We start from the raw sequence: 22,692 nt of genomic DNA, 5'->3' as shown, positions 1-22,692 counted from the left end.
CGCAAGAGCTTGACCGTAGCAACGACGGCCAGGACCACACGGTTTTGCCGTACGCACGGTTCGTTGGCGCCACAGGGTTCGACGGCGTTGTGCACTTTGCCGCCGAAATGCTGGCACGACGAACCTGACAGCGCCGCTCGTCCGCACGCAGTCTCGGGCTCACGGAGAGCAATCCGCCCTGCCCTTCACCTCTCGTGCACGACGCTGCCGCGTCCACCGCAAGCCCGGCTCGCGACAATGACGACCACATGATCGCCCCTCAAGGATGAGCCGGGATGGGCGACACATACGGCAAATCAGAATTTCGGTAAAGTGGAATATTTTCGCAGCTACGGATTGACAGAGGGCGACACAGGCGCGGCGGCGCAACCCGGATGGCGCGGAAGCGTCATCCGGGCTACGAGAGGACGGCTCAGGCCGACATCGCTCCCTTGCGCCCGAACGGATCGAACAGGCGCACGACCTCGCAGACGGCGACGAGGCCGGCGAGCCAGAGCGCGCTGGTTAGCCCGATGCGCGTGACGATGGCGGCGGTGAAGGCGCCCTCCCCGCCCAGGAACGGCGTCGCGGCGAGTAGCGCGAGCTCATAGGCCGCATAGGCGGCAACCAGCGTGAGCGCCAGCATCAGCGGCGTGCGGCCCTGCGGCAACATGCGGAGCACAGCCGACGACGCGGCGGTCGCCAGCAGCGCGGCCGCGCCGATGACGAAGCCCCAGGCGATGCTGCTGCCATCGATGGGATAGTGCAGCGCGCCGAAACCGATGGTCTGGTTCACGAGCCAGGCGCCGGTGACGACGAGCAGCGCCGGACGCAGCGGCAGCATGGCAGCCGCGACGACGGCGAAGGCCGCGAACGGCGTCGCACAGGCGAACGCGAAACTTGAGAGCGCGCATGAAACCGTCAACAGCGCGAAGCCGAACATCGGCGCGAGATGCGGAGCCACCGGATGGAGGCGGAAACCGTCGCCGTTGGACGGCAGGATGTCGAGAGCCATGGATGTTCTCCTTCTTGTCTGATTGTAGTCCATTTGCGGGCCTGTGACAGCCCCGTCGAGTCGGAGCCTTGATTCAGAATGTGGCGCCGGCCTTGAGCAGATAGGTGCGACCGGGCAGCGGATAGGCGCTGAAGCGCCCGTCCGTAAAGGTGCTTGCGACGGCGTAGTCGTAGTAGAGGGCATTCAGCACGTTGTTGACGCTGAGCGACCAGAAGTAGCGCTCGTACCGACCGCTGAGCTTGAAGTCGATCGTGCCGTTGGCGGGAATCGGCTTCTGGGTTCCGGCCTGGTCGTTGTCCATCCGACGCTCGCTCCAGAAACGCGCGGTCGCATCGAGCACCACATAGTCCTGCCAGATGTTCCAGGTGAGGCCCGCACTCGCGGTGTAGCGCGACACCAGCGGCACGTCATTGCCGGCCCAGACGCCTTCGCGGAAGACGGCCCGTGTATAAGCCATGCCGGACCGCAAAAGCAGAGCATCGTTGACGCGGTAGGAGACACTGGTCTCCGAGCCGTAACGGCGGGTCGGATCCAGATTGGTGTTGTAGAACAGGATCGGATTGAAATGGATCTCGTTGGCGAGGTCCATCAAATAGAGACTGCTCTGCATCTGCAGTCCGCCTCCTCTGATGCGCAGCCCGCCCTCGATGTCCTGCGAGGTCTGGGTCTTGAGCTGGAACGTTTGCGGGAGCGGGTTGAAGAACGGATCGAATGAAGGGCCTGACGATACCCGCTCGTCGACATCAGGCGTGCGGAAGGTGCGCGCAGCCCGACCGAACAGCGCAACGGTGTCATTGAGCCGATGCTCGGCACCGAGGTGCAGCGCGTATTGCGTCTCGTCGCTCCTGAGCGGGAGCGCACCGATGTCGGTGTTGAACGGAGCCGCCGGGTCGAAATCGTCACGTGCCGAGAGATTGGTGCTCTGCACCCGGGCGCCGTAGGAGATATCGGTGGTTGGCGCGACGCCGAGTGTGTGCTGGACATAGCCCGCAATCGTCCGCTGCCTGAGGTCGTAATTGTGCCAGGGCGCCAGACCCTGGCCGGCGCCGCGGTTCTGCTGAAAGCTCGCATCGTAATAGTCGACGCCGGTCAGCAATTGCGATGGCATTCCGAAGAGCAGGCTCTTCACGCTGAGCCGCGGCGTGATCGACCATGTCGTCAGATCGGCGTCGACATAGGTGGACGTGAAGAAGGCCGGAACGGGAGTTGGGCTCGAGAAGAACGCACTCTGCTGCTGCTTGTCGCGCACGCCGCCGTCGACGATGAGGTCGACGCCGTTGACAAGGGTTTTCGTGAAGCCCGCGGTCGCGCCAAAGCCCTGCTGGTTGGCGTAGTTGAAGGGCGTGCTGGTTCCCCTTCGGTTGGTTGCGAGCTCGTCGAGACCGATCGACGGATCGACCGTGCGGCCGCCCGGCAGTCGCAGCTCCTGATTGTCACCGGTGACGGTCAGGAAGGCGGTCAGGCCCGGCGTCGTGTAGTTCAGATTGCCGACGCCGTTCTCCTGAACGTAACGATTGTTGTCGCGGTAGCCATCGGTCCTGACGGCATTGCCGTAGAACGAGGTCGACCACGGACCGGAATTGAGCGCGGCCGAGACGTTGCCGAGCCCAGTATTGAACGAGCCGAAACCGGCCTCGATGCGCGCTGTCACGGGCGGGCCGCCGACACCGGTTTTAGTGACGATGTTGATGACGCCGCCGACTGCATTGTCACCATAGAGCACCGCACCGGAATTGCCGCGCGTGATCTCGATACGCTCGATGGCATTGAGCGGGATGGTGGAGAGGTCCACCTGCGCCATGTCGATGTCGTTCAACCGCCGTCCGTTGACCAGCACCAGCGTATTGGCCGTGGCGAAGGCGCCGAAGCCGCGTAGGTCGACGCTGGTCCTGGCACCGATCTGGCCGCCATAGAACGTCGTGATCTGGGCGCCCGGTACTTGCGTCGCGATGATCTCGGCCAGCGTCTGCGAGGGCGCATGCGCGATATCCGCGGCCGTGATGACGGTCGTGGCCGCGCCGACGATGCCGCCATCGCTGGCGACGGCCTCGCTGCCAGAGCCGGACGAGCCGGTCCCTGTCGGCGCCCGGTTCGACCTCGCCCGGCGCCTCCCCGTCTCGCCATCGCCGATCGCCCTCGCCCGCGTACGGTTCTGATCGTCGGATTTGGTCACTTCGACCGGCGGCAGCTGCTCGGCGACGGACTGCTGTGCGTGGGCGATGGAGGGATCGAGCGAACAGAAGGAAACGGCAGCAACGATGCCGGCGCAGCGGCACCTGGCGGCAATGACAATACGGGGCACAATTGGAACCTCGGCATGACGTCAGTGGCACGTCACAGCGAACGAAGCTTTACGATGGAGCGATCGATGCCCCGGTGAAGCTCATGTCTGTACTCCCCGACCGACATCTTCGCGTGTGACCACGGCTGACGGCAGGTCTCCTGGCTCGCGGGTCGTCACCTCTACGTCGCCTTCCCAGGACCGAGATTCCCAGTGGCAAAAGACGAGAGATTCGCCGCTTACAGTTGCGGGGGCAGCCATGGCATTGAGAAGATCCCGGCCCCGGGACATCTCGCACCACGTTCCCTTTTGATCTCCGTAAGGAGAACCGTCGGCGATCAATCTACGGGGTGCCCAAGCCGGGAGTCAATCGACAGGCGGCTGCCATCACCGCGGCCAACCGGCATGAATCCGACTCTGCCGCTCATGCCGAGAGCATACGCCCGGCCGCTCAGGTCCGCCCTCGCAAACGCTGGGCCTGGGCCCAGGCGACGGTGACGTCGCGTGGCGGGACCTCGACGCGCCTGATCGGCGTCAATTCGCCGGAGGCCGAGACGATCGCGGTTTCCTCGCGGCGGCAGCGCGTGCAGACGAAGCGAACCTCGTGCGGCGACGCCGACCAGTTCGACCGCTTCACATTGGCTGCCATCGGCCAGGCACCGCAATGCGAGCACGACACCAGAAATCGACCGGGATCCAGCATACCCATTCCATCGGACTCCGCATCCTACCCGCTTCGGTCAATGACTAATCCATCTGAATCGTTCCGGTGCCCAAGCACCGCCAGCCACTTGCCTGCAAGCCGCGACTTGCGGCTCCCGCATCCGCAAGCGTCAGGCCTCATCGGCGATGGTGTTGCGCAAGCAGCCGACCCTATCGATCTCGACCTCGACGACGTCGCCGGGCTTCATCCAGATCGGCGGGCTGCGCCGTGAGCCGACGCCGCCCGGCGTGCCCGTTGCGATGACGTCGCCGGGTTCGAGCCGGGTGAACTCCGAGCAATATTCGATCTGGCGCGGGATATCGAAGATCATCTGGTCGATGGCGGTGTCCTGCACCACTTCGCCGTTGAGCCGGGTCTGGAGCCGCAACGGTCCGACTTCACCGACCTCGTCCGGCGTCACCAGGAACGGACCGAAGGCCCCGGTGGCGGGGAAGTTCTTTCCCGGCGTGAACTGGTGCGTATGGCGCTGGTAGTCACGCACGCTGCCTTCGTTGTAGCAGGCATAGCCGGCGATATGACCCCACGCCTCGGCGCGTGGGATGTAGCGGCCGGCCTTTCCGATCACGACCGCGAGTTCGCCTTCGAAGTCGAGCTGGGTCGAGACCTTCGGACGGATGATGCTGGTGAGATGCCCGGTCTGACTGTTGGCGAAACGGCCGAACACGGTGGGATTCTCGACCTCGGTGCGCCCGGTCTCCTTGCGATGGTTCTCGTAGTTCAGCCCGATGCAGAGGATCTTGTCCGGGTTGGGGATGACGGGCAGGAAGGCGATGCTGGCCAGCGGATGCCGCTTTGCTTCGGCGGCCGAGGCGGCGACCTCGGACAGGACTCCTGCCGCGATCGCCGATTTCAGGTCGGGATAGCGGTCCCGCAGCAGCGCGCCGAGATCGGCCACGGCGGCGCCCTCCACCAGCCCCCATGAGGCAGTGTTGTTGATTTCAAAGCTCGCAAATTTCATTGATATCCCCCTGGCTCCGATCGACCCTATCAGGTCGAGACGGCGGGGACGATGGCGGCCGGGGATGGCGCGGTTGCGATCCCTGCAAGTCGGAAGGCGGTCCGCTCAGCGAGCGCCCTTGAGGGTGCAGGAGGTCGTGCAGGTCACCGTGGTGCCGCGGTCGCACACCCTGCAGGCGTTGACGCACTGGTTGATGTCGCGTGGATTGTAGCTGTAGTTGCGCATCGGACAGGTCGGCGTCGTCGAGCCGGTGATGTCCTGCTCCTTATCGCAGGCCGCAGTCATGAGCGCGAATATGATCACTGCAACGAGGCGCATGGGATTGCCCTGTCAAGCATGGCAAATGACACTCGCAAGGCACGCTGCATTGCACAACGAACCCCTGCCTTCCCACCACGAGCCATCGCCGATCGGCGACGCTCGCATGCTTCGAGAATGCGCGCCAAATATTAAGAACGGATTGCAGCCGCGTTCAGGCCGCAGCCATGGTCGCGATCGCCTGCCGCATATCCGTTGCCAGCTGACGGTACTGTTCGCCGAGCTTCAGATAGAACTCGCGCTTGGTGCTGTCGGTGGCGAGCTTGGCAATCAGCTCGCATTCGGCGGTGAGAGTCTCGAACCGTTCCAGCCTGTCCTCGAGATGTGTCATCGGCGTGTCCCCATCAGGCGCCTCAGGAACGTCAAACCTAAGCCCGGGAAATAGGTCACGGCGAACATCGTTATGGGGTAGTATCGTTTTTTCCAGCCGGCATGCCGGACGGCGCGTATGGCTATTTCTGCTCCAGTCGCCAGACGCCATCCCATGCGGCGTCCGGCGGATTGGCTTCGAACTGCGCGATGCGGCCGAGCAGCGTGCGCGAGGGACCGTCGCCAGGGACCGCCTCGAGCGCCGCGTTGAAGGCGGCGCGGGCGTCGTCGAAGCGCCGGGCACGATAGGCGCCGAGAGCTTCGGCATAGTGCGTGCGCAGGCTCACTTGCGCATCGGTGAGTGCGCCGGCCCTGGCCATCACCTCGAAGACGGCCTGGGGCGCGCTCTGGCCCGCGACCGCGATGCGGTCGATCTCGCGCAACTCGAGACGTGCGCCGATCGCGTCCGCCGTCGCCTGCGAGATCAGGATGCGGGTGCCGTAGACCTTGTTGGCGGTCTCCAGCCGCGAGGCGAGGTTCACGGCGTCGCCCATCACGGTGAAGCTCATCATCAGCTCGGAGCCGATGCTGCCGGTCAGGACCTCGCCGGTGGCGATGCCGATGCGCAGATCGCACGGCGCCGGCATGGCGCGGATGCCGAGCAGATCCGGCAGCTGCTTCTGCAGCGCGGGCACCTGGTCGGCCATCTCGATGGCGGCAAGTCCGGCGAGCAGCGCCTGCTCGTCCTCTTCAATGAAGGGCGGTCCCCAATAGGACATGATGGCGTCGCCGATGTATTTGTCGATGACGCCGCGATTGCTCCTGATGGGGCCGGACATCACTGTGAAATAGTGATTCATCACCTTGACGAGGCCGCGCGGGGTCATGCCCTCGCTCATCGAGGTGAAGCCGCTCATGTCGCAGAACATGATGGTCATGACCCGGCGCTCGCCGTCGATTGCGACCTCCGGCCGCTCGATCAGCCCCTGCACCACCTTGGGATCGATGTAGCGGCCAAAGGTCTCCCGGATGCGCTCATTGTGCCGCAACTGCTCGATCATGCGGTTGAAGGCCGCGGCGAGCTCGCCGATCTCGTCCTGCGTCGAGACGGCGATGGGCTTGTCGAACCGGCCCGCCTCGACCTCGCGGGTCCCGGCCAGCAGCAGCCGAACCGGCCGCGTGATGCCGCTGGACACCAACAGCGCAAAGGCAAATCCGACGATCGCTGCGAGCAATGTCACGACACCCGAAACGATGATCGCCTGATGCTGGCGGCTGATCACCTGGGCGGTGGAGAAGAAGACCTGCGCCAGCATGTCGGCGCGGATCGCATCGACCTTCTGGTTGAAATGGTCGCGCAGCACGTCGATGTGTTCCAGCGTGCCGCGGGCCTCGGTCATCTGTTTGGCGTCGATCTGCTTGAGGAGCTTCGCATGGTGCTCGGCCAGATCGCGGCGCAGCTCGGTGACGGCGGTCTCGATGCGAATATCGATCCGCCCCAGCGCGGCGTTGTCGGAAAACGTCCTGGGATCGTCGATGATCGCGTTGATCAGCTTGCGCGCGGCCTCCGCCTCGTCCTCGATCTTGCGATCCGTTTCCTCGAAGTCGCGAAGGCGCGCCGCATAGGCCTGCTCGTCCGACGGTGACTCCATCCTGGTCATGACCATCCGCCGCAGCGCCAGCCCCCGCTCCAGCGAGCGTATGTTGGCGCGCGCCAGGTGGCTGTAGGCCGGGATGTAACGATTGGTCAGCTCGTCGAGCAGGATTCCGACCTGGCTGGACATCACCATCGACAGGATCGAGGTGACCAGCATCAGGACGATCAATCCGAGGGCGATGCCGACAATCTTGTGCCGGATCGACTGGTTGAAAATTGGCATAGGTGCAAAGGTAAAGGAAAAGGGACGAAGCGAGGGAACTCCATACACCGGACAGGCTTCCGGAACACGCGCAATCTGGCCCTCGTGGCGCCCTGTACCCAGCGCAACCGTCGCGGGGGACCGCGTCGTTAACAAAGGTTAAACGACCTGCCCCTTTCTCCTTTGCGGAAGTTCCCTCGTCGCATCCGTATTTTGCCGCATTGTTGCGACAGCGTGAGGACTACGACACGATGCCCGGCATCGTTCGGTGTCTTGATTCGCAAGCCGCATGTCGTACGCGGACCTTGGTTTGTAGTGGTTTCGCAGGGGGGACCATCGAATGAACCAGTGCCTACGCTCGCTCGCATGTGTCGTTGCCATGGCGGCGATCGCCTTCCTTCCCACCGAGCTTGCGGCGAAGGGCAGCCACAAATCGTCTGCGCCGAAGAAGACGCATGAGGCAAAAGCCGGCAAGCACCGCCATGCTGCGGCCGGCAAAGCTCGGCACGGCAAGCATGCCGAGGCCAAGCGCAAGTCGAGGAAGACGGTCGACGCGCCCTCGGACAAGCCGGCACCGCCGCCCCTGACCGGCGATCTCGCCGCGCTGAAGGATGCGATCGACCTCGCGCGCAAGGGCAAGACGGACGAGGCCAGCGCCGCGCGCGACCGCATCACTGACCCCGCCGGACAGAAGCTCGCCGACTGGTTCATGCTGCGCCATTCGGAGAGCACGGCGAATTTCAAGCGCTACGCCGCCTTCCTCGCCGCCAATCCGGACTGGCCGAGCAGCGGGCTGCTCCGCCGCCGCGCCGAGGCGCGGCTCTGGCAGGAGAAGAGCGACGCGGCAACCGTGCACAAGTTCACAATGGACCGGCCGATCAGCGCCAAGGGCAAGTTCGCGCTGGCCCGCGTGCTGCTCACTGAAGGGGAAGCCGACACGGCAGCGCGCCTCATGCGCGAGACCTGGCGCGCGGAGGAACTGTCCGAGCGGAGCGAAGAAGATTCCTACACGGTGTTCCGCGATCTCCTGACGGCCGAGGATCACCGCGCGCGCATGGACAAGCGCCTTGGCGCCAAGGACTATGAAGGTGCAAGACGCGCGGCCAAGCGTCTCGGCGAGGACGCGCTCGCGATCGTGAAGGCCTGCGCCGCCGTCACCGGCAAGTCGAGCAAGGCCAAGGATCATCTGGAGGACGTTTCGGCCGAAGCGCGACGCGATCTCGGCTATGTGCTGTGCCGCGCCCAGTGGCATCTTCAGAACGACCGCATCGACGACGCCGCCGAAGTGATCCTGGCCGCCGCGCCCGAGATGATGGCCGCCCAGGACACCGATGCCTGGTGGCGCGAGCGCCGCATGCTCGCGCGCAAGCTGCTCGATCAGGGCAAGTCCACGACCGCCTATGACGTGGTGCGCACGGCCGCGGTGCCGGAGAAGGAAGTCTATCGCGTCGACTACCACTTCATGTGCGGCTGGATCGCGCTGCGCTTTCTCGACGATCCCAGGACGGCGATGATGCATTTCGCCGCGATCGACGAAGGCTCGGCCAATCCGATCGCGCTGTCGCGGGCCCATTACTGGCGCGGCCGCGCCGCCGAAGCCATGGGCGCCATGGCCGATGCGCGCATCAGCTACAAGGCCGCGGCGCGCTATCCGACCGCCTATTACGGCCAGCTCGCCCGCGCCAAGCTCGGCCTCGACGGGATCGAGCTGCGTCCGCCCTCGCCCATGCTGGCCTCGGCCGGCACGCCCCCCACGGACGAGCGCGTGCGCGCGGCCGACATGCTCTACGGCATCGGCGAGCGCGACATGGTGTTCTACTACGCCGAGGACTTCGCCAAGGAGAGCGCCGACGTCCCGGCGCTCGAAGCGCTCGCCGAGCTCGCCGGACGGCGCAACGATGCGCGCGTGATGCTGGCGATCGGCAAGTCGGCGCTGGCGCGCGGGCTCTCGCTCGACCATTACGCCTTCCCGACCATCGGGATTCCCGAGCACAAGCAGGTGGCGCCCGCGATCGAGACCAGCGTGATCTATTCGGTGGCACGCACCGAAAGCTCGTTCGACCAGCGCGACAAGTCTCACGCCAACGCGGTCGGGCTGATGCAGGTGACGCCGGAAGCGGGCCGCGACACCGCCAAACGCTTCGGCCTGACCTACGACTGGGACAGGATGGTCTCCGACCCCGTCTACAACACGCAGATGGGCGCAGCTGAGCTCAGCGCGCTCTTGTCGGAATATCGCGGCAACCAGATCATGACCTTCGCCGGCTACAATGCCGGGCGCGGCCGGGTGCGCGAATGGGTGCAGAAGCGCGGCGATCCCAGGGATCCCAATGTCGATCCGGTCGACTGGGTCGAGCGCATCCCGCTGTCGGAGACGCGCAACTACGTCCAGCGCGTGATCGAGAACGTGCTGGTCTACCGCACGAGGTTCGAGGACAGCGGCATGGTCGCCGGCAAGAGCGACCAGCGCGTCGTCACGCAGGAGGCCGGCGCAACGGCACCCGTGGCGGCCGCAGCGCCCGCTCCCTAGGCGACGTCGCCGGGGCTGGACACGGCGCCTGCCAGGTTGCGTCGCTGCGGCTTCCACGCGCGCGCCGTCGCGTAGCTAGGTGTCACCTCCTTCCATCGTGATCGGATCGCGACCGTCCAAATATGCGCCGGTCAAGGTTCTTGCGAAGGTCCAGGCGTGGATCGTGCAGCTCCAGCAGAAGACGGCGCTCAGGACCGCAAACATCTCGATCGCGTTGCGAGCGGCAATCTCGACGTTCCCGAAGGCCGGCTCGTTGCGCCCAGGGGCCGACCATTGCATCAGCAGCGTCGCGAGTTCACCGCGCCGGTAGCAGTCGTAGTCACAGTAGCGGCGCTGCGTCCGCACATGCCGGACATAGCCGGACCGGATCGACCGCGAGCAGGCGCTGCACGTGGCCGCGCACAACGGGGGCTCGTGATTGACCACGATGAATTTCATGAAGCCGCCCTCATGCGATCTTTCGCAAGCGCCTCGCAGAACAGCGCGTAGCACTGATGATCACAGTAAGGCAGACGGGTAGCGATCTCGCGGAGATAGCTGCCGCTGATCGACTCGCAGCACTGCATGCACAAGGCCTGCCGGAACGGGGTCCGGTCGTTCACCAGCACGAACGCAAATCTCATGTGGCACCTCCCAAAGCGAAGCAGTAGACGCTATCCAACGGTGACAGTGCGGGCGGCGGAGCGCAAAGATGGTTTCGGCCGTCCGGATTATCCCTGTTTCGCTCCACCTTTTGCGGCGGGATCAGAATGTATCTCCCATCCTCCCTGCGCCGCGCATAGATCTGGTCGTCGATGTATTTGATGTCGGTCGGATAGCAGTCAGAACTGTTGCAACAACTGACGCTCGGATTATCCGGCATGTGCCAGGTCGAATAGAATTTCTCGTGCAGCGCCTGGTCCTGGGGTGGGTGCCGGCGATGTACGGCATCGTGTCCCGTCTCCTGTGCCCGGACCGTCGCAGTGGAGCCGAGGAGAACCATCGAGCACAACAGCTTGCATGAACGGTTCAACGTAAGCTCCCGGATCAGACCCTCGGACGATGTCAGCTCTCTAATTCGGCCTCACGCGGCCTGAACCCGAAACAACCACCGATGATCGCGCTCGCGGCGTGTGCGGAAGCGATCGACACACTTTTTGGAGCAGAGCGCGGTGCGCCAGGAGTAGTAGCGGATCAGACCAAACTTGCCGCCACACACCGCACAGCCATTGACTGAAGAGCAACATTCGGACTCGGATCGGTCGCGCTCAGGAAGCACCGATGTCACGCACATTGTCGCCTTCCCCTCTTGTTCGCGCTTTGCCCGTTCGTTTCCTTCGACCTCATGCGGGTCGTGGATTGCCGCAAATTGCAGCGGCATCGTCCCTGGTCTTTGCCTGCCGGCAAGACGCCGCCGCCGCAAGCTTCAGACCGGTTCTCGTGCGCTCGATGCGATTGGCTGCAACACTCCCGATAGGTCATGAGGCTATGCCCCAGGGCACGAGACGCTCAATTGTACGGAGGTAAGTGACCGATATGACTAGGAATGGAGGAGCTATACCTAGGTTTGTCCGTACTCGCCCGGGGCTCCCCCGCCGGCTCACGTGCAACGAGACGGCGCACGATGCTCCGGCCGCACGGTCACCGTGAAACTCTTGCCGGCATGGCGTACTTTGGCGGGAATTGCTCGTCTCGCTGCAACGTGCTCTACTCGGATTTACGCAGAGAGCGCCGGGAGCGTCTGCGATGAAGCCGGGCCGAGCAGCGACATTCGGGAAGTCAGCCGCGCAATTCCTCGCCGGCTGCGTAAGGCAAACCGTCGCCGCCAAGCCGCGCAAAGAGCCCGATGGCGACGACTTGCTCGAGGCTGTCAAGCAGTGGCAGCAAGTCTTCGAGCACACCCCGGTCATGTACTTCATGGTCGATCCAGCCGGAACCGTGATCAACGTGAACACGTTCGGCGCCGAGCAACTGGGCTATGCCGCCGCGGAGCTGATCGGCCGATCGGTGCTGGATGTCTTCTTTGAGGAGGATCGCGACTTCGTCCGCGCGTGTGTCACGCTGTGCCTCGAGACCGTCGATCAGTCCCACACCTGGGAGATCCGGAAGATACGCAAGGACGGCTCGGTGCTGTGGGTGCGCGAGAATGCCAAGACCATGCTGCGAGGCGATGGCGGACCAATCGTCCTGGTCGCCTGCGAGAACATCACCGAGCGCAAGGAAGCCGAGAACGCGCTGCGACAGAGCGAGGCTTATCTCGCCCAGGCGCAGGAACTGAGCCACACCGGCAGTTTCGGATGGAAGGCCGCAACCCGCGAGATCACCTGGTCCAAGGAGACCTATCGCATCTTCCAGTGCGACGAGGGAACCAGGCCGAAGATCCCGTTCATGCTCCAGCGCATCCATCCGGACGACCGGATCGCGGTGCAACAGACAACGGCTCGGGCCGCGCGAGAGGGAAAGGATTACGATCACGAATACCGGCTCGTGATGCCCGACGGTTCCATCAAGTACGTCCGAGCGGTGGCCCGCGCGATGCGAGATTCAAACGGGTGCGTGGAGTTCGTGGGATCGGTGACCGACATCACGGCGACCAAAGAGGCAGAGCGCAGACTGCGTGCGAGCGAGCAGCGCTTCCGCGACTATGCTGAAACCGCCTCTGACTGGTTCTGGGAAACAGGGCCAGACCATCGCGTGACCCAAGTATTGGAACACTCCGATACCATCACCGCCCCCGCCGGCCTGATCGGACTCACGCGTTGGGATATCGCTCCTGATGCCGATCTCGAACCCGAGAAATGGCAACAGCACCGGGCGGCGCTCGATGCCCACGTCCCCTTCCGCGACCTAGTGTATCGCAGCAAGGATCGCAGCGGGCAACCAATCTACGTCCGGACCAGCGGCAAGCCGTTCTTCGACACCGACGGCACTTTTCTGGGCTATCGTGGCGTCTGCACAGACGTAACCGCGGCCATCCGGGCCAATCAGGCCGAAGACGCACTGCGCAAGGCCCAGGCCGAGCTCGCCCATGTGACGCGTGTCACGACTCTGGGTGAGCTGACCGCTTCCATTGCCCACGAAATCAATCAGCCGCTCGCCGCTGTGATCGCAAACGCCGACGCCTGCCTCGCCTGGCTGCAGCGCAGTCCGCCCGACCTCAAAGCGGCCGGCCGCTCCGTCGAGTGGATCATCGAGGACGCCACGCGTGCCAGCGACGTGATCCGTCGCGTTCGAGCGCTCGCCAAGCGCTCCGACATCGACATGGCTCCGCTCGACGCCAATGTCGTCGTACGTGAGTCGGTGGCGCTCGTTCAGCGTGAGATGGCCAGCCACGCCGTGTCGGTCCGAATGGAGCTGTCGTCGGCACTGCCGAGAACATTCGGCGATCGAATCCAACTGCAACAGGTCCTGATCAACCTGATCATGAACGGGATCGAGGCCATGGAAAACGTCCATGATCGCCCGCGCGAATTGGCCATCCGTTCAGCGGCGAGCGGCGATGGCGCGGTGTTGGTGAGCGTTTCCGACTGCGGCGTCGGCATCAGTGACGAGGCGATAGACCGCCTGTTCACCCCGTTCTTTACCACGAAGTCCACCGGCATGGGCATGGGGCTGTCGATCTGTCGATCCATCATCGAGGCGCATGGTGGACGGCTTTTCGCTGCACCCAACCAGGAGTACGGCGCGACTTTTCAGATCACCTTGCCCCTCCATCGAGAGGAAATTTCGTGACCGAGCCCGGGGAACCGCCGCCGCCGCAGGAGGAGGACGGCGATCAGCCAATTGTCTTCATCGTCGACGACGACGCGTCCATGCGCCGTGCGCTCACCAATCTATTCGAGTCGGTCGGCCTCAAGGTCGAAGCATTCGGCTCGGCACCACAACTCCTCCACGCCAAGCCGCCGGAAGTCCCCAGTTGCCTCGTGCTCGACATCCGCCTTCCTGGAGCCAGCGGCCTTGACCTTCAATCCGATCTTGCCAAGGCGAATATCCACACGCCTATCATCTTCATTACCGGCTACGGCGATATTCCCATGACGGTTAGGGCCATGAAGAGCGGCGCGATCGACTTCTTGACCAAGCCGGTCCGCGACCAGGACATCCTGGATGCAGTCCAGGCCGCGATCGAGAGAGACCGCAAGCGCCGCGACCTCAACAAGACGGTCTCGACCGTGAGATCACGCTTCGAGTCACTGTCCCCGCGGGAGCGAGACGTATTGTCCCTGGTGACGGCCGGCCTGATGAACAAGCAAGTGGCCGCCCAGCTCGGATTGGCGGAAATCACCGTGAAGATCTATCGCGGCCAGATCATGCGGAAAATGGGCGCGAAATCGCTGGCCGATCTGGTGAGAATGAGCGAGGCGCTCGGGATAGGGTCCAACAAGCCCGACGCACAAACCTAAGTATGAGTTTCCAATCGTGACGGACAGGTCCACCTTATCGGTTTATGTGTAGCCGTGGCGACGGCAAGCGTGATACCGGGTGAGGAGCGGACGTCTTGTCAGCGGCTTCGGTCATTTCGGTGCTTGACGACGACCCTTACGTGCGGGCCGCTATCAACAATCTCCTGGAATCGCGCGGGTACGTCGTCCACACATTCGCCTCAGCCGAGGAATTTTTGAGGTCGCCCAATTCGAATGACACCTCGTGCGTGATCACCGACGTGCAGATGCCGCTGATGACGGGAATCGATCTGTTGACGCGGATGCGCGCGCATGGTTCGCCGACGCCTTTCATCTTCATCACAGCCTTCCCGGATGAGAGCGTACGGATGCGTGCCCTCAAAGCCGGGGCAATCTGTTTTCTCGGCAAGCCATTCGTCGCCTCGGATCTGATGCAGTGCCTGGACCGTGCGCTGGCAGCAGGTCACGAGACCTCGCAGTGAGCGCCCGGCGGCCAGCAGACGCGACGGTGACGGCGATCGGGATCAATCCCGCATCTCGCGAGGGCTTCCCGCGAGATGGCCCGCGCGCTCGCAGAACCTCACGGACATACCGCGAGGCATGCGTTGCCCCATCAGTCCACCTTGATGTTCGCCGCCTTGATCATCGGCCACCATTTGGCGATCTCGGCCTTCTGACGGTTTCCAAGCGCTTCCGGCGTGAGCTGATCCTTGGGCGTCATCTCCAGGCCCTGGCTTTCGAGCTGCTTCCTCACAGCAGGATCGTTCAGCGCCTCGACGGCCGCGGCGTTGAGCCTGGCGACGATCTCCTTCGGCGTGCCCTTCGGCACCCACATGCCCGACCACAGCGTCATGTTGAAGCCTTTCAGGCCCGCCTCCTCCGCGGTCGGAATCTCCGGCGCCGATGGCAGGCGCTTGTCATCGGTGACGGCGTAGGCGCGGATGGTGCCGGCCCGGACCTGGCCGATGGAGTTGGAGGTCTGGTCGACGATGAGATCGATCTGGCCGGCGATGAGATCGTTCAACGCGGGCGCGGTGCCGCGATACGGCACGTATTGCAGCTTGATGCCGGAGACGCTCTCGAGATAGACGCCAGCGATATGGCTGCCGGAACCCGCACCGGCCGTGCCTGCGGTCGGCGCCGAAGGCCGCGACTTGAGCCAGTCGATGAGCTCCTTCAGCGAGGTCGCGGGCACCGCGTTCTTGCTCACCACGATCATCGGGTTGCTCGGCAGCAGCACCACGGGTTCGAGGTCGGCGACGAGATCGTATTTGAGCTTGTAGACGGCCCCGTTGGCGACGTGGGTGCCGAGATGACCGAAGGAAATGGTGTAGCCGTCCGGCGGCGATTGCACGGCGCGAGCGACGCCGATCGAACCGCCCGCGCCGGTGACGTTCTCGATCACGACGGGCTGGCCCAGCGGCACCCGCATCCGCTCGGCAAGGACCCGCGCCATTGCATCGGACGGCCCGCCGGCCGCGAAGGGCACGATGATGGTGATGGGCCGCGTGGGAAAATCCTGGGCGCGCGCTGCGCCCGTGAACGCGAGAATACCAATCAGCGCAGCCAAGACGGCCTTCGTCATTGTTCTCTCCCCAGCGATGTCATTTTTGTTTTTTCTTTACCTCGCCCCGCTTGCGGGGAGAGGTCGAATTGCGCAGCAATTCGGGTGAGGGGGTACGGATCTCACGAATATCTCATTCGCGGAGAGAGGCCCCTCACCCCAACCCTCTCCCCGTAAGAACGGGGCGAGGGAGAAGCAAGTCAGAACTGCGAATAGTCGATCGGCTTGTGGCGGTCGAGCGTGCGGTTGACCGGCGGCAGCGGGTATTTCAGGCCGGTCGCGCAGTTGAACAGCATCACGCGGTCACCCTTCGAGACGCGGCCATCGGCGAGGCTCTGCTTGTAGGCGGCGTAGGTGGCGGCGCCCTCGGGGCAGAGCAGCAGCCCCTCCTCGCGCGCGACCTCGTTCAGCGCCGACGAGATCTTGTCGTCGTCGACGGCGATCGCAAAACCCTTGCTTTCGCGCACCGCGCGCAGGATCAGGAAATCGCCGATCGCCTGCGGCACGCGGATGCCCGACGCGATGGTGTGGGCGTCCTCCCAGCGCGTCGCATGCTCGGTCCCGGCCTCGTAGGCGCGCACCATCGGCGCGCAGCCCGACGCCTGCACCGCAACCATGCGCGGGCGCTTGCTTCCGATGAAGCCGATCTTCTCCAGCTCGTCGAACGCCTTCCACATGCCGATCAGGCCGGTGCCGCCGCCGGTCGGATAGAAGATCACGTCGGGCACGTCCCAGCCCAGCTGCTCGGCGAGCTCCAGGCCCATCGTCTTCTTGCCCTCGATGCGATAAGGCTCCTTCAGCGTCGACGTGTCGAACCAGCCGACCTTCGCCTTGCCCTCGCCGACGATCTTGCCGCAATCGTCGATATAGCCGTTGACGCGATAGACGGTCGCGCCTTGCAGCTCGATCTCGCTGACGTTCACCTCGGGCGTGTCGGCGGGACAGAAGATCGTGGTCTTGATGCCGCACGACGTGGCGTAGGCCGCCAGCGCCGCGCCGGCATTGCCGTTGGTCGGCATCGCCATGTGCTTGATGCCGAGCGCCTTGCCCATCGACACCGCCATCACGAGGCCGCGCGCCTTGAACGAGCCGGTCGGCAGGCGCCCCTCGTCCTTCACGATGATCTCGCCGCCGCCGAGCTTTGCACCCAGCTTTGGCAGCCGGATCAGCGGCGTCGTGACTTCGCCGAGCGAGACGATGTCCTTGCATTTGCGCACCGGCAGCAGCTCGCGGTAGCGCCACATGTCCCCGGGGCGCTGGGCGAGCGCATCCTTGGTCAGCGCCTTCTTCACGCCCGCGAGGTCGTAGCGCACCAGCAGCGGCTTGCCGGCCTTGGAGAGGTTGTGGACCTGGTCGGCGGCGTAGTGGTCGCCCTCCATCGCGCATTCCAGATGCGTGACGAAGGTCGGGCGTTCGATGGTGAGGTTGTCGTTGTCGTGCATGGGGTGATTTCCTTCTTATTTTGCAAACGGCGCTCGCAATGACGGCAGTGGTCAAATATTCAGCACCCTTCCATAAGCATCCAGCACGGCTTCCTTCATCATCTCCGACAGGGTCGGATGCGGGAAGACTGTGTGCATCAGCTCTTCTTCCGTGGTTTCCAGGTTCATCGCAACGACGTAGCCCTGGATCAGCTCGGTGACCTCCGCGCCGACCATGTGGGCGCCGAGCAGCTGGCCGGTCTTCTTGTCGAAGATGACCTTCACGAGGCCCTGATCCTCGCCGAGCGCGATCGCCTTGCCGTTGCCGACGAAGGGGAAGCGGCCGACGCGGATCTCGCGGCCGCCTTCCTTGGCCTTGGCTTCGGTGAGCCCGACGGAGGCGACCTGCGGATTGCAATAGGTGCAGCCGGGGATCAGCAGCTTGTCCATGGGATGCGGATTGAGGCCCTTGATGGCCTCGATGCAGACCACGCCTTCGTGCTCGGCCTTGTGCGCGAGCATCGGCGGACCGGCAACGTCGCCGATGGCGTAGATGCCGGGAACGTTGGTCTTGCCGTAGCCGTCGATCACGATGCAGCCGCGGTCGGTCTTCACCCCGAGCTTCTCGAGACCGAGATTCTCGATATTGCCGACGACGCCGACCGCCGAGATCACGCGCTCGAACTCGGTGGTCACAGGCTTGCCCTTGCCATCGTCGATGGTGGCGACAACGCTGTCGGCCTTCTTCTCCAGTTTTGTGACTTTGGTCGAGGACATGATCTTGATGCCCTGCTTCTCGAGACGCTTGCGGGCAATGCCCGCAATCTCGGCATCCTCGACGGGCAGGATCTGCGGCAACACCTCGACCACGGTCACGTCGGAGCCCATGGTCTTGAAGAACGAGGCGAACTCGATTCCGATTGCACCGGAGCCGACCACCAGCAGCGACTTCGGCATCCTCTCCGGCACCATCGCCTCGAAATAGGTCCAGATCAGCTTCTTGTCGGGCTCGAGCCCGGGCAGCACGCGCGGCCGTGCGCCGGTCGCGACGATGATGTGCTTGGCCTGATAGGTGCCCTCGCCGAGCGCCCCCTTGGGCGCCTCGACGTCGGACTTCTTCACGGCGACCTTGCCGGGCGCCTCGATCGAGGCGGCGCCCCAGATCACGCTCACCTTGTTCTTCTTCATCAGGAAGCCGACGCCGTCGTTCAACCGCTTGGAGACGCCGCGCGAGCGCTGCACCACGGCCTTGGGATCGAACGACACGTTCTCCGCCGACAGGCCGTAATCCTTGGCGTGCTGCATGTAGTGATAGATCTCGGCGGAGCGCAGCAGCGCCTTGGTCGGGATGCAGCCCCAGTTCAGACAAATGCCGCCGAGATAGGATTTTTCGACGATCGCGGTCTTGAAGCCGAGCTGGGCGGCGCGGATCGCGGTGACGTAGCCGCCGGGACCGGAGCCGATGATGATGACGTCGAAGGATGTATCGGCCATGGCGGCTCCCGTTCAACTCAAGACGCGCCGCGGGCGCGGCGCCTGAAGACAACAAACCTGACCAGCCACTCGATGATCCCGATCAGAACCAGGATGGCCAGCCCGCTGAATACGATCGGTTGAGCAATGTTCCGCGACAGCTGCTCTCCCGACAGAAAGGCAGAGTGAAGAAAATCGAGCCCGATCGGGTTGAGCGCGACGACGGCTCCGAGCAGCAGCGATATCCATGGCCAGCGGGTCCGGACATGCAAGGTTGCCCCCTCTGCCGCCGCCTCAGACCATCATCATGACGGGGTTTTCGATCAGCTGCTTGAAGGCGCCGATCAGCTCGGCGCCGAGCGCCCCGTCGATGGCGCGGTGATCGCAGGACAAGGTCACGCTCATCATGTGCGCGATCTCGATCTTGCCGCCGCGCACCACGGGACGTTCCTCGCTGGTGCCGACCGCGAGGATCGTCGCATGCGGCGGGTTGATCACGGCGGTGAAGTGGCTGATGCCGTACATACCGAGGTTGGAGACGGCGGTGGTGCCGCCCTGGTATTCCTCGGGCTTCAGCTTACGCGAGCGGGCGCGCGCGGCGAAGTCCTTCATCTCGTTGGAGATGGTCGAGAGCGTCTTGGTCTCTGCTTTCCGGATGATCGGCGTGATCAGGCCGCCGGGCATCGCGACGGCAACGCCGACGTCGGAATGGTGATGCTTGACCATGCCGCTTTCGGTCCAGCTGACGTTGCAGTTCGGGATCCTCTGCAGCGCGACCGCCATCGCCTTGATGACGAAGTCGTTGACCGAGATCTTGTAGAGCGGCTTCTTCTCCTTGTCCTTCGGCGCGGCAGCGTTGATCTCCTCGCGCGCAGCGAGCAGCTTGCCGATGTCGCAGTCGATGGTGAGGTAGAAGTGCGGAACGTTCTGGATCGACGCGGTCAGGCGCTGCGCGATGGTACGGCGCATGCCGTCATGCGGGACGATGTCGTAGGAGCCCGGCTCGAACAGCGACAGGATCTGCTTGTCCGACATCGTCGGCGCGATCGAAGGCGCGGGAGACGGAGCAGCAGCCGGGGCCTTGAGGCCCTTGCCCGATTTTGCCTGCTCGACGTCGCGGGCGACCACCCGGCCGTGCGGGCCGGTGCCGGTGACCATGCCGACATCGATTCCGGCTTCCTTGGCGAGACGGCGCGCCAGCGGCGATGAGAACACGCGGCCGCCATGACCATTGGCCTGCGCGGCCGGAGCCGCGGGCTGCGGCGCGGGAGCGGAAGGCGGCGCAGCAGCCTTGGGCGCAGCGGGCGCGGGAGCCGGCGCAGCGACAGGAGCTTCAGCGGCCTTTGGAGGTGCGGCAGAGGCGCTTGGCTTGGCGGCACTTGCCGCCTTGACGTCCTCGCCCTCGCCGGCGAGCACGGCGATCACGTCGTTGACAGGAACATCCTGCGTGCCCTCGGGCACGAGGATCCTGGCAATCGTGCCCTCGTCGATCGCCTCGACCTCCATGGTCGCCTTGTCGGTCTCGATCTCGGCGATGACGTCGCCGGACTTGACCTTGTCGCCTTCCTTCTTCAGCCACTTGGCGAGGTTGCCCTTCTCCATCGTCGGCGAAAGAGCGGGCATCAGGATGTTGATGGGCATGCTGACCTCAAGAAGAGCTTTGCAAACGTCGTCTCCGACAGCGAAGACGAACAGACCAGTTTAGTTGCCGATGTCGCCTTGCCAGAGGCGCTCATTGGCAGGGACGGAACGCCAATTCTTCATCATGGTGATGGAGCGGTCGTCGGCAAGGTCGATCCAGGGGATCCCGAACTTGTCGAGAATATCCTTGGAGCCCTCGAAGGTGACGGACTCTCCGATCACCACGAGCTTGACCTTGAACAGCGCGAGCGCACCGGCACACATCGCGCAGGGCGACAGCGTGGTGTACATGACGGTGTCGTGGAACGAGATCGCACCGGCCTCGCGCAGGCAGCTCATCTCACCGTGCAGGATCGGGTTATTCTCCTGGACGCGATTGTTGTGACCGCGGGCGATGATCTCGTTGTCGCGCGTGAGCACGGCACCGATCGGCAGACCGCCTTGCGCGATCGAGGCTTCCGCCTCGCGGATCGCCTCGAGCATGAAATCGAAGTGATAGGATTCAATCGCCACAGTCAGTGCCCCTTCCCGCGCGGCGTCGTGGTCCCGGTGTCGGTGGGACGCTCGATCTCGGCCTGGAACATCTCCAGGATCCGATTCAGCGCGTCCTCCTCGGTATAGTCGCTCTCGCGCGCATAGGCGCGCGCGGCATGGCGGGCGAGATCGACGAGCAAGAGGCCCCACATGTCGGGCTCCTCGAAGGCGCGCTGGAACGCCATCGACAGCCCGCCGTCCAGCACGAACACGCGCAGGATCTCGACCGCGTCGTCGCGGGTCATGACGTCGGGCGGCAGTGGCTGCTCCTTCGGGCCCGCCATGGTCTACCTGTAGCAGACGGCTTTGGCGGCCTCGACGACTTCCGCCGCCGAGGGCAGCGCGAGCTTCTCCAGGTTTGCGGCATAGGGCATCGGCACGTCCTTGCCGGAGACGCGCGCAACCGGCGCATCCAGATAGTCGAACGCGTTCTCCATGATGCGCGCGGCGATCTCGGCACCGACGCCGCTCTGCGCCCAGCCCTCTTCCACCGTGACCGCGCGACCGGTCTTCTTGACGGAGTTGATGATGGTCTCGGTGTCCATCGGGCGCAGCGTGCGCAGGTCGATCACCTCGGCCTCGATGCCGTCCTTGGCGAGTTCGTCGGCGGCCTTGAGCGCATAGGTCATGCCGTTCGACCAGGAGACGATGGTGACGTGGCTGCCGGCGCGCACGATGCGCGCCTTTCCAATCGGGATGATGAAGTCGTCGAGCTTGGGCACTTCGCCGGTATGACCGTAGAGCACTTCGTTCTCGAGGAAGATCACCGGATTGGGATCGCGGATCGCGGCCTTGAGCAGTCCCTTGGCGTCGGCCGCCGAATACGGCGCGACCACCTTCAGGCCCGGAATGTGCGAGTACCAGGACGAGTAATCCTGGCTGTGCTGGGCGGCGACGCGCGCGGCCGCACCATTCGGCCCGCGGAACACGATCGAGCAGCCCATCTGGCCGCCGGACATGTAGAGAGTCTTGGCCGCGGAGTTGATGATCTGGTCGATCGCCTGCATGGCGAAGTTGAACGTCATGAACTCGACGATCGGCTTCAGGCCCGTCATCGCGGCGCCGACGCCGACGCCGGCAAAGCCGTGCTCGGTGATCGGGGTGTCGATGACGCGCTTGGGTCCGAACTCCTGGAGCAGGCCCTGCGTCACCTTGTAGGCGCCCTGGTACTCGGCGACTTCCTCGCCCATCACGAAGACGTCGGCATCGCGCCGCATCTCCTCGGCCATGGCATCGCGCAAGGCTTCGCGGATGGTCTGCGTCACCATCTCGGTGCCTTCAGGCACTTCCGGATCGGGTTCAGCGGCGGCTTGCGGCGCCGGAGCAGCCTTCGGTGCCGGCACTTCGGCCTTTGCAGCGGCAGGCGGAGCGGACTCGGCAGCCTTCTCCTGCTTCGCGGGCGCAGGCGCCTTGGCGAGATCAGCTGCGCTCTCGCCGTCGGCGAGAATGGTCGCGATCGGCGTGTTGACGGCGACGTCGGCGGTGCCCTCGGGGATCAGGATCTTGCCGAGCGTCCCCTCATCGGTCGCCTCGACCTCCATCGTCGCCTTGTCGGTCTCGATCTCGGCGATGACGTCGCCCGACTTGATCGTCTCGCCCTCTTTCTTCAGCCATTTGGCGAGGTTGCCCTTCTCCATCGTGGGCGACAACGCGGGCATCAGCACTTGAATTGGCATATCGACTCCAAAGGAAAGCTTGCGCGCG

22 protein-coding genes and 1 riboswitch are annotated in these 22,692 nt (G+C 64.3%); of the genes, 4 read left to right on the top strand and 18 right to left on the bottom strand.

Annotated elements, in window-relative coordinates:
- Positions 1-412: 412 nt before the first annotated feature.
- The 7 genes from AX729_RS31745 to AX729_RS31720 form a co-directional block, all read right to left on the bottom strand.
- Entirely contained in the window at positions 413-994 is a 582-nt protein-coding gene (locus tag AX729_RS31745) for a hypothetical protein (RefSeq protein WP_061028117.1), read from the bottom strand.
- A gap of 73 nt (positions 995-1,067) precedes the next feature.
- Complete coding sequence (locus AX729_RS31740) at positions 1,068-3,296, bottom strand: TonB-dependent receptor (protein ID WP_061028116.1); 2,229 nt, start codon at positions 3,294-3,296, stop codon at positions 1,068-1,070.
- 113 nt (positions 3,297-3,409) lie between these two features.
- Positions 3,410-3,623: riboswitch (cobalamin riboswitch) on the bottom strand.
- A 103-nt stretch (positions 3,624-3,726) separates the two neighbouring features.
- Positions 3,727-3,984: a hypothetical protein gene (locus tag AX729_RS31735; RefSeq protein WP_061028115.1), complete on the bottom strand. Its 258-nt coding sequence runs from the start codon at positions 3,982-3,984 to the stop codon at positions 3,727-3,729.
- Between the two features lie 124 nt (positions 3,985-4,108).
- Positions 4,109-4,957, bottom strand: coding sequence for a fumarylacetoacetate hydrolase family protein (locus AX729_RS31730; RefSeq protein WP_061028114.1), 849 nt, complete (start codon positions 4,955-4,957; stop codon positions 4,109-4,111).
- A gap of 105 nt (positions 4,958-5,062) precedes the next feature.
- Positions 5,063-5,275 carry a hypothetical protein gene (locus AX729_RS31725; RefSeq protein WP_061028113.1) on the bottom strand — a complete coding sequence of 71 codons (213 nt, stop codon included), beginning with the start codon at positions 5,273-5,275 and terminating at the stop codon, positions 5,063-5,065.
- Positions 5,276-5,429: 154 nt separating this feature from the next.
- Positions 5,430-5,606 (bottom strand): hypothetical protein, encoded by a 177-nt coding sequence (locus AX729_RS40770; RefSeq protein WP_197433721.1) that lies wholly within the window; start codon positions 5,604-5,606, stop codon positions 5,430-5,432.
- 121 nt (positions 5,607-5,727) lie between these two features.
- Positions 5,728-7,464 carry an adenylate/guanylate cyclase domain-containing protein gene (locus tag AX729_RS31720; protein ID WP_061028112.1) on the bottom strand — a complete coding sequence of 579 codons (1,737 nt, stop codon included), beginning with the start codon at positions 7,462-7,464 and terminating at the stop codon, positions 5,728-5,730.
- A 319-nt stretch (positions 7,465-7,783) separates the two neighbouring features.
- Here AX729_RS31720 and AX729_RS31715 point away from each other — a divergent pair, with 319 nt between their 5' ends.
- Positions 7,784-9,973: a lytic transglycosylase domain-containing protein gene (locus tag AX729_RS31715; protein ID WP_061028111.1), complete on the top strand. Its 2,190-nt coding sequence runs from the start codon at positions 7,784-7,786 to the stop codon at positions 9,971-9,973.
- Between the two features lie 75 nt (positions 9,974-10,048).
- Here the strand turns inward: AX729_RS31715 and AX729_RS31710 are convergent, their stop codons facing one another.
- From AX729_RS31710 to AX729_RS39135, 3 genes are all read right to left on the bottom strand, one after another.
- On the bottom strand, positions 10,049-10,411 hold the full coding sequence (locus AX729_RS31710; RefSeq protein ID WP_061028110.1) for a hypothetical protein: 363 nt from the start codon (positions 10,409-10,411) through the stop codon (positions 10,049-10,051).
- Positions 10,408-10,596: a hypothetical protein gene (locus AX729_RS31705; RefSeq protein WP_061028109.1), complete on the bottom strand. Its 189-nt coding sequence runs from the start codon at positions 10,594-10,596 to the stop codon at positions 10,408-10,410. The genes AX729_RS31710 and AX729_RS31705 overlap by 4 nt, the downstream gene beginning before the upstream one ends.
- 440 nt (positions 10,597-11,036) lie before the next feature.
- A complete protein-coding gene (locus AX729_RS39135; RefSeq protein ID WP_245325479.1) occupies positions 11,037-11,333 on the bottom strand; it encodes a hypothetical protein in 297 nt (98 codons plus the stop codon).
- A gap of 365 nt (positions 11,334-11,698) precedes the next feature.
- Here AX729_RS39135 and AX729_RS31700 point away from each other — a divergent pair, with 365 nt between their 5' ends.
- The 3 genes from AX729_RS31700 to AX729_RS31690 all read left to right on the top strand — a co-directional run bounded on the left by AX729_RS31700 (position 11,699) and on the right by AX729_RS31690 (position 14,837).
- A complete protein-coding gene (locus AX729_RS31700) occupies positions 11,699-13,684 on the top strand; it encodes a PAS domain S-box protein (RefSeq protein WP_061028108.1) in 1,986 nt (661 codons plus the stop codon).
- Entirely contained in the window at positions 13,681-14,355 is a 675-nt protein-coding gene (locus AX729_RS31695) for a response regulator transcription factor (protein WP_061028107.1), read from the top strand. The genes AX729_RS31700 and AX729_RS31695 overlap by 4 nt, the downstream gene beginning before the upstream one ends.
- A 95-nt stretch (positions 14,356-14,450) precedes the next feature.
- Positions 14,451-14,837 carry a response regulator transcription factor gene (locus AX729_RS31690; protein WP_061028106.1) on the top strand — a complete coding sequence of 129 codons (387 nt, stop codon included), beginning with the start codon at positions 14,451-14,453 and terminating at the stop codon, positions 14,835-14,837.
- A gap of 131 nt (positions 14,838-14,968) precedes the next feature.
- Here the strand turns inward: AX729_RS31690 and AX729_RS31685 are convergent, their stop codons facing one another.
- The 8 genes from AX729_RS31685 to AX729_RS31650 all read right to left on the bottom strand — a co-directional run bounded on the left by AX729_RS31685 (position 14,969) and on the right by AX729_RS31650 (position 22,664).
- Positions 14,969-15,940 (bottom strand): tripartite tricarboxylate transporter substrate binding protein BugD, encoded by a 972-nt coding sequence (locus tag AX729_RS31685; protein ID WP_061028105.1) that lies wholly within the window; start codon positions 15,938-15,940, stop codon positions 14,969-14,971.
- 179 nt (positions 15,941-16,119) lie between these two features.
- A complete protein-coding gene (locus tag AX729_RS31680; RefSeq protein ID WP_061028104.1) occupies positions 16,120-17,361 on the bottom strand; it encodes a threonine synthase in 1,242 nt (413 codons plus the stop codon).
- Positions 17,362-17,412: 51 nt separating this feature from the next.
- Positions 17,413-18,834: a dihydrolipoyl dehydrogenase gene (lpdA, locus tag AX729_RS31675; RefSeq protein WP_061028103.1), complete on the bottom strand. Its 1,422-nt coding sequence runs from the start codon at positions 18,832-18,834 to the stop codon at positions 17,413-17,415.
- Positions 18,835-18,851: 17 nt separating this feature from the next.
- Complete coding sequence (locus tag AX729_RS31670) at positions 18,852-19,085, bottom strand: hypothetical protein (RefSeq protein WP_061028102.1); 234 nt, start codon at positions 19,083-19,085, stop codon at positions 18,852-18,854.
- Positions 19,086-19,107: 22 nt separating this feature from the next.
- Entirely contained in the window at positions 19,108-20,454 is a 1,347-nt protein-coding gene (locus AX729_RS31665) for a pyruvate dehydrogenase complex dihydrolipoamide acetyltransferase (protein ID WP_061028101.1), read from the bottom strand.
- A gap of 60 nt (positions 20,455-20,514) precedes the next feature.
- Complete coding sequence (locus tag AX729_RS31660) at positions 20,515-20,967, bottom strand: nucleoside deaminase (RefSeq protein ID WP_061028100.1); 453 nt, start codon at positions 20,965-20,967, stop codon at positions 20,515-20,517.
- Positions 20,968-20,969: 2 nt separating this feature from the next.
- Positions 20,970-21,272: a DUF5076 domain-containing protein gene (locus AX729_RS31655; RefSeq protein ID WP_061028099.1), complete on the bottom strand. Its 303-nt coding sequence runs from the start codon at positions 21,270-21,272 to the stop codon at positions 20,970-20,972.
- A gap of 3 nt (positions 21,273-21,275) precedes the next feature.
- Positions 21,276-22,664, bottom strand: a complete 1,389-nt coding sequence (locus AX729_RS31650) for a pyruvate dehydrogenase complex E1 component subunit beta (protein WP_061028098.1) — start codon at positions 22,662-22,664, stop codon at positions 21,276-21,278.
- Positions 22,665-22,692 lie beyond the last annotated feature (28 nt).

The sequence above is a fragment of the Bradyrhizobium sp. CCH5-F6 genome (assembly GCF_001556045.1).
Classification (GTDB): Bacteria; Pseudomonadota; Alphaproteobacteria; order Rhizobiales; family Xanthobacteraceae; genus Bradyrhizobium.
This window is presented reverse-complemented; position numbering and strand designations above follow the sequence as displayed.

What these genes read in the sequence shown, in the direction of transcription:
- AX729_RS31735 (WP_061028115.1), bottom strand. Translation starts at nt 3,984, where the DNA reads ATGGGTATGCTGGATCCCGGTCGATTTCTGGTGTCGTGCTCGCATTGC.
- AX729_RS31665 (WP_061028101.1), bottom strand. Translation starts at nt 20,454, where the DNA reads ATGCCCATCAACATCCTGATGCCCGCTCTTTCGCCGACGATGGAGAAG.
- AX729_RS31655 (WP_061028099.1), bottom strand. Translation starts at nt 21,272, where the DNA reads ATGGCGGGCCCGAAGGAGCAGCCACTGCCGCCCGACGTCATGACCCGC.
- AX729_RS31730 (WP_061028114.1), bottom strand. Translation starts at nt 4,957, where the DNA reads ATGAAATTTGCGAGCTTTGAAATCAACAACACTGCCTCATGGGGGCTG.
- AX729_RS39135 (WP_245325479.1), bottom strand. Translation starts at nt 11,333, where the DNA reads ATGCCGCTGCAATTTGCGGCAATCCACGACCCGCATGAGGTCGAAGGA.
- AX729_RS31715 (WP_061028111.1), top strand. Translation starts at nt 7,784, where the DNA reads ATGAACCAGTGCCTACGCTCGCTCGCATGTGTCGTTGCCATGGCGGCG.
- AX729_RS31700 (WP_061028108.1), top strand. Translation starts at nt 11,699, where the DNA reads ATGAAGCCGGGCCGAGCAGCGACATTCGGGAAGTCAGCCGCGCAATTC.
- AX729_RS31685 (WP_061028105.1), bottom strand. Translation starts at nt 15,940, where the DNA reads ATGACGAAGGCCGTCTTGGCTGCGCTGATTGGTATTCTCGCGTTCACG.
- AX729_RS31725 (WP_061028113.1), bottom strand. Translation starts at nt 5,275, where the DNA reads ATGCGCCTCGTTGCAGTGATCATATTCGCGCTCATGACTGCGGCCTGC.
- AX729_RS31745 (WP_061028117.1), bottom strand. Translation starts at nt 994, where the DNA reads ATGGCTCTCGACATCCTGCCGTCCAACGGCGACGGTTTCCGCCTCCAT.
- AX729_RS31705 (WP_061028109.1), bottom strand. Translation starts at nt 10,596, where the DNA reads ATGAGATTTGCGTTCGTGCTGGTGAACGACCGGACCCCGTTCCGGCAG.
- AX729_RS31720 (WP_061028112.1), bottom strand. Translation starts at nt 7,464, where the DNA reads ATGCCAATTTTCAACCAGTCGATCCGGCACAAGATTGTCGGCATCGCC.
- AX729_RS31710 (WP_061028110.1), bottom strand. Translation starts at nt 10,411, where the DNA reads ATGAAATTCATCGTGGTCAATCACGAGCCCCCGTTGTGCGCGGCCACG.
- lpdA (WP_061028103.1), bottom strand. Translation starts at nt 18,834, where the DNA reads ATGGCCGATACATCCTTCGACGTCATCATCATCGGCTCCGGTCCCGGC.
- AX729_RS40770 (WP_197433721.1), bottom strand. Translation starts at nt 5,606, where the DNA reads ATGACACATCTCGAGGACAGGCTGGAACGGTTCGAGACTCTCACCGCC.
- AX729_RS31650 (WP_061028098.1), bottom strand. Translation starts at nt 22,664, where the DNA reads ATGCCAATTCAAGTGCTGATGCCCGCGTTGTCGCCCACGATGGAGAAG.
- AX729_RS31680 (WP_061028104.1), bottom strand. Translation starts at nt 17,361, where the DNA reads ATGCACGACAACGACAACCTCACCATCGAACGCCCGACCTTCGTCACG.